The organism is Streptosporangium becharense (assembly GCF_014204985.1).
GTDB classification, from domain to species: Bacteria; Actinomycetota; Actinomycetes; order Streptosporangiales; family Streptosporangiaceae; genus Streptosporangium; species Streptosporangium becharense.
The window spans coordinates 6,480,235-6,496,723 of sequence record NZ_JACHMP010000001.1; the positions used below are offsets into that span (position 1 = coordinate 6,480,235).

General features: G+C 73.1%; 14 protein-coding genes. 7 read left to right on the top strand and 7 right to left on the bottom strand.

Features of this window, described 5'->3' with window-relative positions:
- Positions 1–2 precede the first annotated feature (2 nt).
- Positions 3–1,190, top strand: coding sequence for an acyl-CoA dehydrogenase family protein (locus F4562_RS28270; RefSeq protein ID WP_184541416.1), 1,188 nt, complete (start codon positions 3–5; stop codon positions 1,188–1,190).
- A 275-nt stretch (positions 1,191–1,465) separates the two neighbouring features.
- On the opposite strand, the gene F4562_RS28275 is transcribed toward F4562_RS28270, so the two are convergent.
- Together F4562_RS28275 and F4562_RS28280 are read right to left on the bottom strand one after the other, a co-directional pair.
- Positions 1,466–2,602 (bottom strand): DUF5685 family protein, encoded by a 1,137-nt coding sequence (locus tag F4562_RS28275; protein ID WP_184541415.1) that lies wholly within the window; start codon positions 2,600–2,602, stop codon positions 1,466–1,468.
- A gap of 138 nt (positions 2,603–2,740) precedes the next feature.
- A complete protein-coding gene (locus F4562_RS28280) occupies positions 2,741–3,148 on the bottom strand; it encodes a YkvA family protein (protein WP_311733983.1) in 408 nt (135 codons plus the stop codon).
- A 388-nt stretch (positions 3,149–3,536) separates the two neighbouring features.
- Between F4562_RS28280 and F4562_RS28285 the strand changes: the two genes are divergently transcribed.
- Positions 3,537–4,859, top strand: coding sequence for a glycoside hydrolase family 6 protein (locus F4562_RS28285; RefSeq protein ID WP_184541413.1), 1,323 nt, complete (start codon positions 3,537–3,539; stop codon positions 4,857–4,859).
- 193 nt (positions 4,860–5,052) lie between these two features.
- On the opposite strand, the gene F4562_RS28290 is transcribed toward F4562_RS28285, so the two are convergent.
- Entirely contained in the window at positions 5,053–5,577 is a 525-nt protein-coding gene (locus tag F4562_RS28290) for a MarR family winged helix-turn-helix transcriptional regulator (protein ID WP_184541412.1), read from the bottom strand.
- A 77-nt stretch (positions 5,578–5,654) separates the two neighbouring features.
- On the opposite strand from F4562_RS28290, the gene F4562_RS28295 reads away from it, so the two are divergent.
- On the top strand, positions 5,655–6,077 hold the full coding sequence (locus tag F4562_RS28295; RefSeq protein ID WP_184541411.1) for a DoxX family protein: 423 nt from the start codon (positions 5,655–5,657) through the stop codon (positions 6,075–6,077).
- A gap of 277 nt (positions 6,078–6,354) precedes the next feature.
- On the opposite strand, the gene F4562_RS28300 is transcribed toward F4562_RS28295, so the two are convergent.
- The 4 genes from F4562_RS28300 to F4562_RS28315 all read right to left on the bottom strand — a co-directional run bounded on the left by F4562_RS28300 (position 6,355) and on the right by F4562_RS28315 (position 11,270).
- On the bottom strand, positions 6,355–8,061 hold the full coding sequence (locus F4562_RS28300; protein WP_184541410.1) for a hypothetical protein: 1,707 nt from the start codon (positions 8,059–8,061) through the stop codon (positions 6,355–6,357).
- A gap of 64 nt (positions 8,062–8,125) precedes the next feature.
- Positions 8,126–9,076 carry a carbohydrate kinase family protein gene (locus F4562_RS28305; protein WP_184541409.1) on the bottom strand — a complete coding sequence of 317 codons (951 nt, stop codon included), beginning with the start codon at positions 9,074–9,076 and terminating at the stop codon, positions 8,126–8,128.
- A 7-nt stretch (positions 9,077–9,083) separates the two neighbouring features.
- Positions 9,084–10,022 carry a pseudouridine-5'-phosphate glycosidase gene (locus tag F4562_RS28310; RefSeq protein ID WP_184541408.1) on the bottom strand — a complete coding sequence of 313 codons (939 nt, stop codon included), beginning with the start codon at positions 10,020–10,022 and terminating at the stop codon, positions 9,084–9,086.
- A gap of 123 nt (positions 10,023–10,145) precedes the next feature.
- A complete protein-coding gene (locus F4562_RS28315; protein WP_184541407.1) occupies positions 10,146–11,270 on the bottom strand; it encodes a YeiH family protein in 1,125 nt (374 codons plus the stop codon).
- A gap of 247 nt (positions 11,271–11,517) precedes the next feature.
- Between F4562_RS28315 and F4562_RS28320 the strand changes: the two genes are divergently transcribed.
- The 4 genes from F4562_RS28320 to F4562_RS28335 all read left to right on the top strand — a co-directional run bounded on the left by F4562_RS28320 (position 11,518) and on the right by F4562_RS28335 (position 16,292).
- The gene (locus tag F4562_RS28320) at positions 11,518–12,432 is read left to right on the top strand and encodes a LysR family transcriptional regulator (protein WP_184541406.1); all 915 of its coding nucleotides are present in this window, start codon (positions 11,518–11,520) and stop codon (positions 12,430–12,432) included.
- 117 nt (positions 12,433–12,549) lie between these two features.
- Entirely contained in the window at positions 12,550–14,064 is a 1,515-nt protein-coding gene (locus tag F4562_RS28325; protein WP_184541405.1) for a phytoene desaturase family protein, read from the top strand.
- A gap of 138 nt (positions 14,065–14,202) precedes the next feature.
- Positions 14,203–14,910, top strand: coding sequence for a response regulator transcription factor (locus tag F4562_RS28330; RefSeq protein WP_184541404.1), 708 nt, complete (start codon positions 14,203–14,205; stop codon positions 14,908–14,910).
- Complete coding sequence (locus F4562_RS28335) at positions 14,907–16,292, top strand: HAMP domain-containing sensor histidine kinase (protein WP_184541403.1); 1,386 nt, start codon at positions 14,907–14,909, stop codon at positions 16,290–16,292. Before F4562_RS28330 ends, F4562_RS28335 begins: the two co-directional genes overlap by 4 nt.
- Positions 16,293–16,489 lie beyond the last annotated feature (197 nt).

The following is a 16,489-nucleotide window of genomic DNA, read 5'->3' on the forward strand; positions in this document are numbered from 1 at the left end:
CCATGCCCAAGCTGTCCGACGAGTACGAAGAGCTCCGCAAGACCGTCGAGGCGTTCGCCCGCGACGTGGTGGCCCCGGTCATCGGGGACCTCTACGAGCGTGAGCAGTTCCCCTACGACATCGTGCGGCGGATGGGCGAGATGGGGCTGTTCGGGCTGCCGATCCCCGAGGAGTACGGCGGCATGGGCGGCGACTACTTCGCGCTCTGCCTGACCCTGGAGGAACTGGCCAGGGTCGACTCCAGCGTGTCGATCACCCTGGAGGCCGCAGTCTCCCTCGGCGCGATGCCGATCTACCGGTTCGGCACGCCGGAGCAGCGCGCCGAGTGGCTGCCCCGGCTGGCCTCGGGTGAGATGCTGGGCGCCTTCGGTCTCACCGAGCCGGGCGGCGGCTCCGACGTGCCGGGCGGCATGCGGACCACGGCCGTGCTGGACGGGGACGAGTGGGTGATCAACGGCACGAAGGCGTTCATCACCAACTCCGGCACCGGCATCACCGGCGTGGTCGGCGTGGCCGCGATCACCGGCTACCGCGGTGAGGGCGGTGAGGCCCTTCCGCACGGCCGCGGGGGCAAGCCGGAGATCTCCACGATCCTGGTGCCCGCCGGCACGCCGGGCTTCACCGTCTCCAAGAAGTACTCCAAGGTCGGATGGAACTGCTCCGACACCCGCGAGCTCTCCTTCGACGACTGTCGTGTCCCGGCCGCCAACCTGCTCGGCGAGCGAGGCCGGGGCTACGCGCAGTTCCTGCAGACCCTCGACGAGGGCCGCATCGCCATCGCCGCCCTCTCGGTCGGCCTGGCCCAGGGCTGCGTGGACGAGTCGCTGCGCTACGTCCGCGAGCGGCAGGCGTTCGGCCACCCCATCGGCCACTACCAGGCCATCCAGTTCAAGGTCGCCGACATGGAGGCCCGCACCCACACCGCCCGCCTGGCCTACTACCACGCGGCCGAGAAGATGCTGGCCGGCGAGCCCTTCAAGAAGGAGGCGGCCATCGCCAAGCTCGTCTCCAGCAACGCCGCCATGGACAACGCCCGTGACGCCACCCAGATCTTCGGCGGCTACGGCTTCATGAACGAGTACCCGGTCGGTCGCTTCTACCGCGACGCCAAGATCCTGGAGATCGGCGAGGGCACCAGCGAGGTGCAGCGCATGCTCATCGCCCGCGAGCTGGGCCTGTCCGGCCTCTGAACCACGCGTACCCGACGTGACCGCGGCACCCCGCCGCAGGACGGCCCGGGTCGCGGGGTGGTTCCGGCCCCGAGGCGGCGGACCGGGGCGTGAGGCCGCACCCCGGATCGGCGGTCGCGGGGCCGCCGCTTACGGAGGCGCGGGCCGCCGGCGGAACGATCACCGTCCTTGCCGGCGGCCCCATGGAAAGCGCTTGTCGCCGGTTGTGGGAGTCACGTCGCGGGCGCCCGCGCGTTCCACCGGCCGGAACACCCGATCGCGGCCCGCGCCGGAGATCAACCGCAGTTGCAGTCGCAGTTACAGGAGTCGCTGCTGCAACTACAGCATTCGCAGCAGCCCGAACACCCGTCGCAGCACGAGCCGCACCCGTCGCATCCACCGCCGTCGCACCGCTCGGAGCACGGCTTGTAGCGGTCCTCGTCCCACGGCGGCCGGTACAGGCCGCAGGTGCAGCAGGCCATCGCGGCGCACATCATCGAGAGCAGGCCGCCCGGGTCCGGCTTGAGGCGTGGGTCGCGGGGCGGTGCCCCGGGCGCCTCCTCCTCGGTCTCCGCCGCGTCCGGCCCGCCCGCGGCGAAGACGCGGGCGACGGAGCGTCCGGTCTCCTTGACGAGCAGTGCCTTGACCAGGCTGCGCTTCTCCAGGTCGAGCTCGGCCACCGCCAGCTCCAGGCCCAGCAGCGCGTCGTCGGCGTACCGGCGGGCCTCGGTGAGGTCGGTGCCGGAGGCGAGCAGCGGGTTGTAGGCGCCGTCGGCACGGTCGCGGGCCAGGTCCTCCACCGCGTCGAGCAGGTGGGCCAGCCGGCCGAAGTGGCGCCCCGCCTCCCGCAGCGTCTCCCGGTTGTGCGGCTTGCCGGCGAGCAGGGCCGTGTGCTCGAAGGCGGCGGCGACCGCCTCCTCGGTGGGGCCGGTGAGCTCCAGCAGGCCCAGGCCCGGGGTGCCCTCCAGCAGCGCCTGTGCCTCGACCGCGCGGGTCAGGGGCTCCGGGGCGAAGCCGAGCGCGGTGGCCGTACGGGACCCCGAGGCCGACCAGCGGGCGGCGACCCGCTCGGCGGCGGCCGCCACCAGTTTCCGGGCGTAGACGCCGTCCCCGTCCGCGACATGGTCCCTGACCTTGCCCGCGGCGAGGATCAGCGAGACCGACGCGGCCAGTCGCACTCCCTCGGCCTCGACGACGTCGGCCCCCTTGAACCCGCGCAGGGCACACGCCCCGGCTCGTCGCTGCGGCGCCGAGGCGACCGCCTGCGCTTCGGTGAGCACCGAGACGAGCAGGCCGTCGTAGTTGGTCACCACCCGGGAGGCGTGACCGTGCTCATCGCGGAGCGCCAGGCAGAGCCCGCAGAGATGCGCCATCCACTCCTTGAACAGCCCGCTGCACATCCCATGGCGACACGGGCGGACGATTCCAAACATATGCCCCCTCTTTACTGCGGCTGGGGTAAAGCGTGCCAGTACCGGCTTGTGTCCCGCTTGCAGGGGACGTGGACTCCGGCCGGGCACCCCTCCGGTGCCGCGCGCGGAGAAACCGCCGGTGGCTCGCGCGGGCCGACGTCAGCGGCTCGCGCCGGCCAGGCGACGAACGGCGGCGAGCCCGCCGTCGGTGCCGGGCCAATGGCGTTCCAGCGCCTCGGGCCCGGCGGCCCGGACGACCGCACGCAGGACCACGGCGACCACGATGGCGTCGTCCGCGTAGCCGAGGACCGGGATGAAGTCAGGGACCATGTCGATCGGCAGGGCCAGGTAGCCCAGCAGCAGCCACAGCCGGACGCGGACCCCGCGCGGCAGGGTGCGGTCGCGGGCCAGGCGTGGGATGAGCCGCAGCAGGTCGGGCAGGAGCCGGATCGCCTCGGTGAGCAGACCGGCGCGCGGCCGGGTGATCGCCAGGGTGACCAGGGCCGCCAGCCACAGCACCACCAGTCCGCCGGCGACGGCGAGAGCGGTGGTGAGCCAGATGTTCACGAGTCGTCCTCGGGTGTCACGCGCGGTTGCCGACTGTGATCGTCCCATCCGGAGGTCGCCGAGGCCGCGCCGGGGCCGGTGGAGGAGGCCGGGCCTTCTGTCGGTGGTGCTGGGGGCCTTGTCGGTGGGGGTCGGGTGTCCTGTCCGCGGTTACTGGTGCCCTGTCGTGACGCCGGGCGTCCTGGCCGTGGTCCGGGGTGTCACAGGTCTGACAAAAGGGTGGATACCGTCGATCCATGCCGGACAGGGTGAAACTTTCATCGGGTGGGGATGAGGTCCGCCCAGCTGAGAGCGGTGGACGGCGGGGAGGGGGCGCTCACGGTTGCGTTCCCGGGACGCGTTGTGCCTATTTTGGGAGCGCTCCCACACCTCCCGCAAGGAGCCACCCATGCCACGAAGGTCAGTTCTGGCCGCGCTCTGCGCGGCCCTGGTGGTCGCGTCCGGCGCCGCGATCACCGCCGCCTCGGGTGCCGCGGCGGCCGATTCGCCCTTCTACGTCGACCCGGAGACCAACGCCGCCGAATGGGTGGCGGTCAATCCGGGGGACTCCCGGGCGCCCGTCATCCGCGACAGGATCGCCGCCGTGCCTCAGGGGCGTTGGTTCACCACCACCAACACCTCCACCGTGCGCGGTGAGGTGTCGGCGTTCACCGGAGCGGCGGCGAGCGCGGGCAAGATCCCGATCCTCGTCGTCTACAACATCCCCAATCGTGACTGCAGCGGTGCCAGCTCGGGCGGCGCACCCAGCCACGCGGCCTACCGGCAGTGGATCGACGAGGTCGCGGCAGGGCTCCAGGGACGCCCCGCGTCGATCATCCTGGAGCCGGACGTGCTTCCGATCATGACCAACTGCATGAGCCCCGCCCAGCAGCAGGAGACCAACGCCTCCATGGCGTACGCGGGCAGGAAGCTGAGGGCCGCCTCGTCCGCGGCGAAGGTCTACTTCGACATCGGCCACTCCGGGTGGCTGTCGGCGTCCGAGGCCGCCGTCCGCCTGAAGGCCGCCGACGTGGCGGGCAGCGCGGACGGGATCTCCGTCAACGTCTCCAACTACCGTTGGACCTCCACCGAGGTGGCGTACGCCAAGAGCGTGATCTCCGCGACGGGCGTCTCCCGGCTGCGCGCGGTCGTCGACACCAGCCGCAACGGCAACGGCCCACAGGGGAGCGAGTGGTGCGACCCGGCCGGACGGGCGATCGGCACGCCGAGCACCGACGCCACCGGCGACCCCGCGATCGACGCCTTCCTGTGGGTCAAACCACCGGGCGAGGCCGACGGCTGCATCGCCGGGGCCGGGCAGTTCGTGCCGCAGCGGGCCTACGACCTGGCGATGGCCGCCCCGCGACCCAGCCCGACGCCCAGCGTCACCCCTACGGCGACCCCCACGGTCACCCCGACCGGCGGCAGGGCCTGCGCGGCGACGTACAAGGTCGTCGGCTCGTGGCAGGGCGGGTTCCAGGCCGAGGTGACCGTCAGGAGCAGCGGCACCACGCCGATCACCGGCTGGACGGTCGGCTGGACCTTCCCCGACGGGCAGACCGTCGGCCAGCTTTGGAACGGCCGGCACACCCAGAGCGGGGCGGACGTCTCGGTCGGGAACGTCTCCCACAACGGCGATCTCCCCCCGGGCGCCTCGACCTCCTTCGGCTTCACCGGCACCTGGGCCGGAGCCAACGGGGTGCCCTCCCGGATCGGCTGCACCACCGCCTGACCCGGTGGTGCGGCCCGAGAACCGGTACGGCTCGCACGGCACGCCCCCGGGCGAGCCGTACCGGCTTCGGTGTCCCGCTCCTCCGGCCGGCCCGGCCCGGGACGGCCGGACCGGAGCCGGGCGGGGTCCGCGCGGGACCGGAATCGGGCGGGGTCCGCGCGGGCGAACCGGTGCGACCGGGAGGCGGGACCGGTCAGCCCTCCGGCAGGGACGGGTCCCGCGGCGAGCAGGCGGAAGCCGCGGACCGGAAGACGGGGCCGGGGGCCGACTCCATCGCGGCGAGCGCCTTGGTCATGACGCGCCGCATGGTCTCGATCTCCTCCGGGGTGAGCCGGTCGATCAGGAAGGCCCGGACGACGGCCACGTGTCCCGGCGCGGTCTGCTTCAGGCAGCGCACCCCCTGGTCGGTGAGCACGGCCAGGACACCTCGGTCGTCCGAAGGGCAGGTCGTCCGCTCGACGAGTCCTCGCTTCTCCAGCTGTCCGATCTGGTAGGTGAGCCCGCTCTTGGACACGACGATCTCGCGGGCCAGCTCGGTCATCCGCATCCGCCTGTCAGGGGAGGCGGACAGCTTCGCCAGGATCTCGTACTGGGCGTGGGTCAGGCCGGAGGTGGCTTTCAGCTGCTCCTCGACGCGGCGCTCAAGCAGGTGTGTGGCGGCGACATAGGCCATCCATGCGTCCATCTCGGATTCACTGAGCCATCTCGTGTCCTTCACCTCCACATTCTATGGCTTGTTCAAATTTGAACCACCCGCTATGGTTTGTACAAATTCGAATGACAACGGGAGTCATCATGCTTGACCAGGTGCGGCCATATGCCCTGCTGATCGCACGGATCGCGCTCGGCGTGATCTTCTTCGTCCACGGCTGGCAGAAGTTCACCACCATGGGGCTGGCCCAGACCGCGGCGTTCTTCGAATCCGTGGGCATCCCGCTGGCGGGCGTCGCCGCCCCGGTGGTCGCCACCCTTGAGGTCGTCGGCGGCGTCGCCCTCATCCTGGGTGCCGCCCTGCCCGTCTTCGGCCCGCTGCTCGCGATCACCATGCTCGGCGCGATCGTCTTCGTTCACGGCGCCAACGGCTTCTCGGCCGACAAGGGCGGCTACGAGTTCGTCCTCGCCCTCGCCGCCGGTGCGCTGGCCATCGCCTTCAGCGGCGGCGGAGCCCTCGCCGTCGACTCCCTCTGGCAGCGCCGCCGCGCCGCCGTCACGGTCTGAGGGACGCGGCCCCCCTTCACTGCGGAGGAACCTTCACTACGGAGGAAGCGGCCCAGAGGGATCTCCCGAAGGGAGACGGCCCCAGGGACCTCCCCGGGGAAACGGTCCGCAGGGATCTTCCGGGAGGAGTCAGAGGCCGGAGGCCCGGCACCGGCAAAGGTGAGACCGGGAGCTCCGGGGCCGAAAGCGCTCAGAGATCCCGGAAGCACTCAGTAGATCATGGCGCGCCCGGCCGGTGGCCGGGCGCGCGGTGTTCGGCCGGGGAGCCGGACGTCGTTCAGGCGGGGAGCTGGGCCTCCAGCCGGTAGCCGTCGACGGTGACGTAGACCTGGTCGCCCGGACGGGCGTTCAGCCGCATGAGCACCGGCTGCAGGGAGTCGAAGACCGGCTGGTCCCGCCAGACGAGCACCACCGCGTTGTCGCCGGGGCCGGTGACCGACAGCAGCGTTCCGGGACGCATGCCCAGCTGGGTGGCGTACCCCTCCGGCACGGCCACCGGGCCGCCCCGCAGGTGGTCGCTGGTGACCTCGATCCGCTGCCAGCGGCTCGGGTCGGTGGACGGGCTCGTCGGCGGGTGGAGCGGCGCGCGCTGGCTGGTGATCAGGTGCGGCCGGGTGTTGCCCCCGGACAGCGCCGACAGCGTGGCCAGCGCGGCGCGGGGGTCGATACCGGAGGCGGTCACCTGCGGGATCGGCTGCCCGCCCCGGTGGTGGTGACCGTTGGCACCCGGTGTACGGCGCGGCAGCTGCCTGGCGGCCTCGGCGGCCGGCTGCGCGGACGCGGACTCCTGCGTCCCGCTCGCGGCCAGGGCGTCCAGCCAGGCCTGGGCGGAGTGGGTGCGGATGCCGAGCTGGTGGTCCAGGAGCGCGAAGACGTCGGCGTCGGCCGGTTTGACGGCCAGCAGCCGGCGGGTCCGCTCCCGCAGGCCGCCCAGATCGCCCACGACGAGCCAGCCGTCCTGGAGCCGCCGGTCGGGCATGAGGGTGACCAGCACCCGCCACAGCGGGGTGCGGAGCGTGGGCACCTCGATGGGGTGCGCGGGATCGGCGCCGACGAGCTGGTCCTCGGTCGCCGCGGCGCCGAGCCACTCGGTGAGTCCGAACATGTGGCCGGTCAGCGGGGCTGACTCGGGGGAGCGGAGCCAGAGCAGGATGCGCTCCTCGGCGGCCCGCTGCGCGGCGGAGAGCGCGTCGCGGTCGGCGTTGAGCTTGTGCGCGAGCGCCCGCAGGCTGATCGGGTCGACGGCGAACAGTCGTTCCACCGCGACCGCGCGCTCCAGGGGCCCCCAGTCGCGGAACATGTTCTCCACCAGGCCCACCAGCGGGTAGTCGCTGAGGCGGACGGGCTTCGGCTCGGGCGGAGCGGCCGGTGCGGCCGGGGCGGTTTCGGCGGACGGCGCCTGCCGCTGCTCCCGCGGTTGCGGTGCCTGCGGCGGGACGGGCGCGGGGACCGGGCCCTGCGGCGGGGCCTGGGCGGGGACCTGCGGGAGCGCCTGGACGGCGGCCTCGGCGGTGGCCTCCTGCTCGGCGACACCGGCGACACCGGCGACATCGGAAACACCGGGAACGTGGCCGAGGACCTCGCGGAACATGGCCGTGACCAGGTCCTGGGGGCTGGAGGCCATCGCGGGGCCGGCCAGGTCGGCGGCGGTCAGGCGGCGCAGCCGGGACCAGCCGCCCAGCCCGCTGATGGCCGAGCGCGTCGCCTCGGGCCAGCCGGGCAGGGTGGGGTCGACCGTGTGCACGTGCAACGCGGGGAGAACGTCGCTCAGCGGCAGGTGGTCCCAGCGGGAGAGCGAGAGCCGGGCCAGGCGGTCGCAGATCCAGTCGAGCCCGGCGGTGCCGAGCGCTCTGGACAGGGTGACCGAGGACCACCAGCCGGCGGGCAGCCGGGAGTCGGCCAGGGCTTCGGCGACCTGCTGCGGACGGCTCCAGCGCAGGGCCGGGATCAGATCACTCAGGCAGATCGATGACTCGGCATCCATCGACGGACCGCATCCTCCCCAAAGTGACGCATGTGGCTAATGGTGCAGCCTACGCCGCAAGCTATCAATTGGTACTAAGAGGGTAAAGCCGATTGGGACTCATGTCAGACGGAAGAATACGGGGTCTGCCGCCCACGACCGACACCGCTTCCGCCCCGGCACGGCGTCCGGCGTCCAGCGCGGCCCCGTCGTCGGCCCCGTTCAGCAGGGCGGTCAGCAGGCCGGCGGCGAACGCGTCCCCCGCTCCGATGGAGTCAATCACCTCGGCGGCGAGTCCCGAAACCCGGGCGGACAACTTTCCGTTCCTGGCCATGAGGGCACCGCGGGCGCCCAGCTTCACCGCCGCCGCCCCGTAACGCAGGCTCAGCTCCTCCGCCGCACCCTCGGCGGTGGTCTCACCGGTGAGCAACAGCGCCTCGTCCAGGTTGGGGATGATCAGCCGGGCGGCGAGCGTCTCCCGGACGAACCGCTGGGGCCCGAACGAGCGCAGGAACCCCGTCGAGGAGGGGTCCACGCTGATCGACACACCGCGCCGGGACGCCTCGGCCAGCGCCAGCCGGGCCAGTTGCAGCCCCGGCTCGGCGAACAACGTGTATCCGGACAGGTGGAGGTGGCCCACCCCGTCGAGCAGGCTCTCGTCCCAGTCGTCGATGCCGATGTGCCCGCCCGCACCCCGGTTGGTGAGCATGGAACGCTCACCGCTCCCGTCCACCATGGCGATCACCACCGCGGTCGGCCGGTTCGGGTCGATCCTCAGGTGCGGTCTGACCCCGAACCGGCGCAGCTCCGCGGCGTGCCACTCGCCGGTGTCGAAGCCGACGCGGGTCAGGATGCGGGCGTCCGCACCCAGCCGGGCGGCCCAGGAGGCCGTGTTGGCCCCCGAGCCGCCCGGCCGCAGCACGATGTCGGCTGCGGTGTCGGTGCCGACGGCCAGGCCGGTCAGGGCCGGCCCGTCGTGAAGCGCGACGACGTCGGTGACCACGTCGCCGATGACCAGCAGGCCCGTTCCGGTCAAGATTTCCTCAGTCTCCGCGGCGGAAGGCGGCCGCGATCTTCCCGGCGAGACGGGCGTTGCCCCGTACGGCGGCCAGGTTCGCCTCCAGGGAGGCGCCGTCGGTGCCGCGTACCAGGTAACCCAGCAGGAACGGGGTGATGGCCTGGCCGGTGACCTCCTCCTGCTCGGCGGCGGCGAGCGCCTCGGCGAGGACACGGTCGTGCAGTTCGGGGTCGAGCTGCTCGGACACCGGCACCGGGTTGGCGACGATCAGCGCCGTCTCCGGGCCGCCGAGCGTGTCCTGGGCCCGCATGATGCCCGCAGCCTCGGCCGGGGTCTCGATCCGCCAGTCGACCCGCTCGCCGGAGGAGTGCAGGTAGAAGCCGGGGAACTCGTCGGTGCGGAACCCCGCGACGGTCACGCCGCGGGTCTCCAGCCGCTGGAGCGTGGCCGGGACGTCGAGGATCGACTTCACACCCGCGCAGACGACGGTGATCCGCGTCCGGCTCAGCATGTCCAGGTCGGCGGACTCGTCCTGGGTCTCGGCCCACTCGCGGTGCACACCGCCCAGGCCGCCGGTGGCGAAGATCCGGATGCCCGCCCGCGCGGCCAGGAACGAGGTCGCCGACACCGTCGTCGCCCCGCTCGCCTTGAGCGCGGTGGCGGCCGGCAGGTCGCGGAAGCTGAGCTTGCGCAGGCCGGGGTCGTCGGCGATCCGCTCCAGCTCGCTCTTGTCCAGACCGATGTGCGCCACACCGTCCAGCACCGCGATCGTCGCCGGCACGGCGCCGGCCTCCCGGACGATCTCCTCGAGCTCCAGCGCGACCTCCAGGTTGCGGGGGCGGGGCAGGCCGTGCGAGATGATCGTGGACTCCAGTGCCACGACCGGGGCACCCTGCTCCAGTGCCTCCGCCACCTCGGCCGAGGGTCGGAGCACGCTGTCGTCGGGCTGTCGGGTGATACCCATGAGCTGGTTCTGTCTCCTCGTCCGAGGCCGTAGTCACTGCCCTTTTTGGGAACGGTGTAAACGGTACTCTCTTCTCCAAAATGAGCACGTTACGGCTGTTGGCGGTAGACGTCCACTCAAACATCAGCCAATGACGAGGACTCCGATCAGTGAGATCCCACCGATGATCACCGTTGCCAGCCCGCCCAGGAGCAGCGAGCGTCCACCCCTGGCGAGCTCGCGAAGGCGGACGCCGGTGCCCAGGGCGAAGAGCGCCGCGGCGAGGAGCGCCGCCGTCACATCCGGCACCGCCCGCGTGACCTCGGCCGGTACGACGCCCAGGCTCCGCGCCGCCGCCATCGCGGCGAACCCCACGACGAACAGCGGCACCAGCGGCGGACGCCGACCCGCCCGCCCTTCCGCCGAACGTTCCGGGCGGTCCGGTTCCGTCCTAGGACGTCCGGGCTCGCCGGGTTCCGGCGTGGGGTGTTCCGGCCGGTTCGGTTCCGTGCCGGGGCGGCGGGCCTCCGGAGCGCGGCGCAGTGCGGCGGAGACCAGCCCGGTCATCGGGGCGAGCAGCGCGACCCGGACGAGCTTGACCGCCACCGCACTCGTGAGCACACCCGCCCCGGCCGCCGCGCCGATCGCCGCGACCTGCGCGACCTCGTGCACCGCCGCGCCGGCCCACAGGCCGAGCCGGTGCGGTGACAGGTCCAGCATCCCCGCCAGCAGCGGCAGCGTGACGATCGAGACGCTGCCGTACAGGACGACGACGGCGACCGCGGCGGCGACGTCGTCATCGTCGCTGCCGGCGACCTCATGCATGGCCGCCACGGCCGCGGCGCCGCACACGGACACCCCGGTCGCGATCAGCAGCGACCGGCGGGGGTTCACCCCGAGCCGGTCCCCGAGCCGGCGCGTCACGGCGAACGTGACGCCGGTCGCCAGCGCGACCACCGCCAGGGCACGCCAGCCGAGCGCCAGCAGGTCCGGCAGCGCGATCTGCAGCCCGAGCAGCACGACCGCCAGGCGGAGCACCTGGCGGGACGCGAACCTCAACCCCGGCGACAGCGACCGGTGCAACCCGCCGAGATTGGCCGCCACCGCTCCGAGGAGCACCGCGAGCACCGCCGGGTTCACCCCGGGCAAGATCCGGCTCACCGCCGTCGCCACCGCCACCGCGCACGCCGCCACGCCCAGCCCCGGCGCGAGCGCCACCGCGTACGCCGTCACGGCCGTCACCGTGTACGCCGCGCCGGATCCCCTCACGCCGGCCCTTGTCGTGCCGACTCCCGCCGTGCCGGCCCTCGTCGGACTGGCCACCGCCGTGCCGGCCCCCGTCGTATCAGCCTTCGCCGTGTGGGACCTCGGCGCGCGAACCCCGGAGCCCGCGGCGCGGGGGCGGCCGGAGAACACGGAGGTCCGCAGGCGCGAAAGGAGACTCACGGTCCGAGTGTCCGGGCGCCGCGGCGCGCCGGGTAGCCGCCGGCTGTGTGTGAGGTCATAGCCTAGGGCTATGAGTGAGCTGCCCGACCTCGAATCCCTGCGGTTGCTCGTCGACGTGGACCGCCTGGGCAGCCTCGGTCAGGCGGCCAGGGCCGCCGGCATCGCCCAGCCGTCGGTGAGCAAGCGGATCTCGCTGCTGGAACGCCGCCTCGGGCTGCCGCTCCTGGAACGCACCCCGCGCGGCTCCACCCTTACCCCGCAGGGAGTGATGATCTCCGCCTGGGCCGCGCAGGTGCTGGCGGCGGCGGAGGAGCTGATGCGGGGCGCCGAGGCGGTACGGCACGTCCGGGCGGCCCACCTGCACATCGCGGCCAGCATGACCGTCGCTGAATACCTGCTGCCGCGCTGGTTGGGAGAGCTGCAGAACCGGGAGCCCCAGGTGCAGGTCGGCCTCGACGTGCAGAACTCGGCCGAGGTCGCGAGACTGGTCGGCGCGGGGATCGAGCTCGGGTTCGTGGAGGGGCCCTCGGTGCCGCCGGGGCTGGCGTCGCGGGTGGTCGCCACCGACCGTCTGGTGGTGGTGGTCGCGCCGGGGCACCCGTGGTCGCGCCGCCGCACCCCGTTGCTGGCCGCCGAGCTCGCCGCGACCCCGCTGGTGGTCCGCGAGCGCGGCTCCGGGACCCGCGAGACCCTGGACCGCGCGCTGGCCGGCCACACCGTGGCGGCGCCCAGGCTGGAGCTCGGCTCCAACACGGCCGTCAAGGGCGCCTCCCGCGAGGGCGCCGCACCCGCCGTGCTCAGCGGCTACGCGGTGGAGACCGAGCTCGTCACCGGCCGCCTGATCGAGGTGCCCACCCGGGGCATCGACCTGGAGCGGCGGCTGCGCGCGGTGTGGCGCCGTGGTCGCACACCCACCGGCCCCGCGGCCACCCTGCTGAACATCACCCTCTCCGCCACCCGTGACCGCCGGCAACAAAGCCCGTGACCGTCGGCGACAGCTCCTGTGACCGCCGGCGGCGACCCCGTGGCCGTCGGCACCACGGGGACCGGAACCGTCTCCCCCGCCCCTCGCCCATACCCCTCACCTCGACCGGGATGTCCCATGCCACGTTTCCACCATGACGTCGTGATCGTCGGCGGCGGCCACAACGGCCTCGTCGCCGCCGCCTACCTCGCCCGCGCCGGCCGCCGGGTGCTCGTCCTCGAACGTCTCGGCCACGTCGGCGGCCTGGCCGTCTCCGCGCGGGCGTTCCCCGGGGTCGACGCCAGGCTCTCGCGCTACTCCTATCTCGTCAGCCTCCTGCCGTCGAAGATCGTCGCCGATCTCGGGCTCAAGGTCGCGCTGCGCCGCCGCCGCTACGCCTCGTACACGCCCGTGGGCGAGACCGGACTGCTGGTCGACAACGGCGACGCCGGGCGGACCGCCGCCTCCTTCGCCCGGGTCACCGGCGGGTCCGGCGACCTGGAGGCGTGGCGGCGCTTCTACGGGATGACGGCCGCGGTGGCCGAGCGGGTCGCGCCGACGCTGCTGGAACCCCTCATGGACCGCGGGGCCATGCGGAACCTGGTGGGTGACGAGGCGTGGCGCGACCTGTTCGAGCGGCCGATCGGCGAGGTGGTGGACGAACGCTTCGCCGACGACACGGTGCGCGGCGTGGTGCTCACCGACGCCCTCATCGGCACCTTCGCCGACCCCCGCGACCCGGGTCTGCTGGCCAACCGCTGCTTCCTCTACCACGTCGTCGGCGACGGGACCGGCGACTGGAACGTCCCCGTCGGCGGTATGGGAGCGGTCTCCGGCGGTCTCGCCGACGCCGCCCGCGCGGCCGGGGCCCAGATCCTCACCGGGGCCGAGGTCGTCGCCGTCGACCCCTCGGGAGAGGTCACCTTCCGCGACGCGACCGGAGAGCACGCGGTCCGGGCCGACCGGATTCTGGCGAACGTGCCGCCCGCCGTGCTCGCCCGCCTGCTGGGCACGGCCGAGCCGGCCCCCGAGGGGGCCCAGCTCAAGGTCAACATGGTGCTGTCGCGCCTGCCGCGGCTCAGGGACGCCGACGTGGACCCGGCGGCGGCCTTCAGCGGCACCTTCCACATCAACGAGGGCCGTGACCAGCTCGCCCGCGCTCACGCGGAGGCGACGGCCGGCCGCATCCCGGCGCTGCCCCCGGCCGAGGTCTACTGCCACTCGCTGACCGACCCCTCCATCCTCGGCCCGGAGCTGCGGGACGCCGGAGCCCACACGATGACACTGTTCGGCCTGCACATGCCGGCCCGGCTGTTCCGCGACGACCCGGCCGGGGCACGCGAGGCCGCACTGCGCGCCACGCTCGCCTCGATGAACCGGGTGCTCGCCGAGCCGATCGAGGACTGCCTGCTGCGTGCTCCGGACGGCAGCCCGTGCCTCGAGGTCAAGACCCCGGTAGACCTGGAGACGGAGGCGGGCCTGCCCGGCGGGCACATCTTCCACCGGGACCTGTCCTGGCCGTACGGCGAGCCGGGACGCTGGGGGGTGGAGACCTCCTTCGAGCGGATCCTGCTCTGCGGCGCGGGCGCCCGGCGCGGCGGCGGGGTCAGCGGCATCCCCGGCCACAACGCCGCCATGGCGGTGCTGGCCTGACCCCACCTGGGCTCCCCAGGGCCCACCTGAGCTCAGCCGGGCCCCCGGTGGGCTCCCTGGTGCTCCCTGATGAGCCCACCGGGGAGCACCGCGATGCCGTTCATCGGGTTCTCATGATGGGCGTCTACCGTGAGGACCATGGCTGACGGTGAGACGGCGCGCGTGCTGGTCGTGGACGACGAGCCCGCGCTCAGGGAGGCGCTGCAGAGCAGCCTGGAGTTCGAGGGCTACCGGGTAGGGCTCGCCTCCGACGGGCAGGAGGCGCTCCGGACGCTGGAGCGGGAGCCCTACGAGGTCGTCCTGCTGGATGTGATGATGCCCCGGCTGGACGGGCTGACCGCCTGCCGCCGCCTGCGGGCCGCGGGCAACCGCGTCCCGGTGCTCATGCTCACCGCCCGCGACGCCGTCGGCGACCGGGTCTCCGGCCTGGACGCCGGGGCCGACGACTACCTGGTCAAGCCGTTCGAGCTGGACGAACTGCTCGCCCGGGTCCGGGCACTGCTGCGGCGCAGCGCCGCGGCGGCGCCCGCGGCCGGGGAGCAGGAGGTCCTCGTCTTCGGTGACCTGCGCATGGACACCGCCGGCCGCGAGGTCACCCGGGACGGTGCCCCGCTGGACCTGACCCGCACCGAGTACCTGCTGCTGGAGCTGCTCATGACGCATCCCCGGCAGGTGCTGACCCGCGAGCAGATCCTCAGCGAGGTGTGGGGCTTCGACTTCGAGCCGTCCTCCAACTCCCTGGACGTCTACGTGATGTACCTGCGGCGCAAGACCGAGGCGCGCGGGCGCCCCCGTCTGATCCACACCGTCCGGGGTGTCGGCTACGTGCTGCGGAACTCCCCGTGAGCCGTCGCCGCTCCCTGCGTTCGCGCCTGACCCTCCTCGTGGCCGCGGCGGTGGCGCTGGCCATCGCCGTGTGCGCGGCGCTGTGCTGGTTCGTCGTCCGGGCCGAGCTGTACCGGCAGGTGGAGCGCTCGCTGGACGGCCCCAAGGGTGCGCAGAACGTCCACTGGATCCAGCAGTACTGCTCGGGGGCGGTCCCCGACCGCCCGTTGCCGCCCCGTCCCGTGCCCGTTCAGCTTGTCTACGCCGACGGCACCACGTGCGCCGTGGGCGGCACGCCGGTCAGGGTCACCCCGCGCGACCTGGCCCTGACCCGGGCCGGCCCCGGGGCCGGGCAACTGCGGGAGGGAGTGACCGAGGGCGGCGAGGAGGTGCTGGTGATGACCCGCAACGCCGGTCCCGGCCTCGTGGTCATGGAGTCGCGGTCGCTGGACGACGTCCACTCCACGCTGACCACGCTCGCCTGGGTCCTCGCCGGGGTGGCCGCACTGGGGGTGATCGGCGCGGCCTCGGCCGGGCAGCTCGTCTCCCGCGCCGCGCTGCGTCCGGTCGGGCGCCTGACCGAGGCGGTGGAGCACGTCGCCCGGACCGAGGATCTCGGCACCAGGATCCCGGTCGAGGGCACCGACGAGATCGCCCGGCTCAGCACCTCCTTCAACGCGATGACCGCCGCACTGGCCGGGTCCCGTGAACGCCAGCGGCGGCTGATCGCCGACGCCGGGCACGAGCTGCGCACCCCGCTCACCAGCCTGCGCACCAACGTCGACCTGCTGCTGCGCAGTGAGAACACCGGGCGGCCGCTCGAACCGGAGCCGAAGCACAGGCTGCTGGGCAACCTCAAGGCCCAGTTCGAGGAGATGTCCACGCTGGTGGGGGACCTGCTTCAGCTCTCCCGCTCGGAGGACGAGCACGAGCCGCACGTCGAGGTGGGCCTGCACGAGGTGGTCGAGTCCGCCGTGCGCCGGGCCCGGCTCCGTGCCCCGGACCTGCCCGTCGAGGTGGAGACGGCACCCTGGTACGTGCACGGGGACCAGGCGGCCCTGGAACGGGCCGTGATGAACCTGCTGGACAACGCGATCAAGTTCTCCGGCGGCGGGGGCGGCCCGGTGACCGTGCGATTGTGCGACGGTGAGCTCACGGTCGGGGACCGCGGCCCCGGTATCCCGCCGGACGAGCTGCCGTACGTGTTCGACCGCTTCTGGAGGTCTCCGGCGGCCCGCGGCATGCCCGGCTCCGGGCTGGGCCTGGCCATCGTGGCCAAGGCCGTCCGGGACGCCGGGGGAGAGGTCGCCCTGGAGAACGCCGACGGGGGCGGCGTCCTGGCCCGGGTGCGGCTGCCCGGCTCACCGCGGGCCGGGGACGTGGCGGGGTCTGCTGCCTCCTGACCCGTCGCCCGTGGGAATGGGGACCGGTGCCCATGGGAATGGGGACCCGTCGCCCCATGGAAATCCTGACCCGTCACCCATGGGAATGGGGGCCGGTGCCCCGCCACCGATCCCCATTCCGCTTTTCCCTTTTTCCCTTTCCCCGGGATTCGTTCTCCCTTTCCAGGGTCCGGATCTTCCGGGGTCGGGACGGGCTT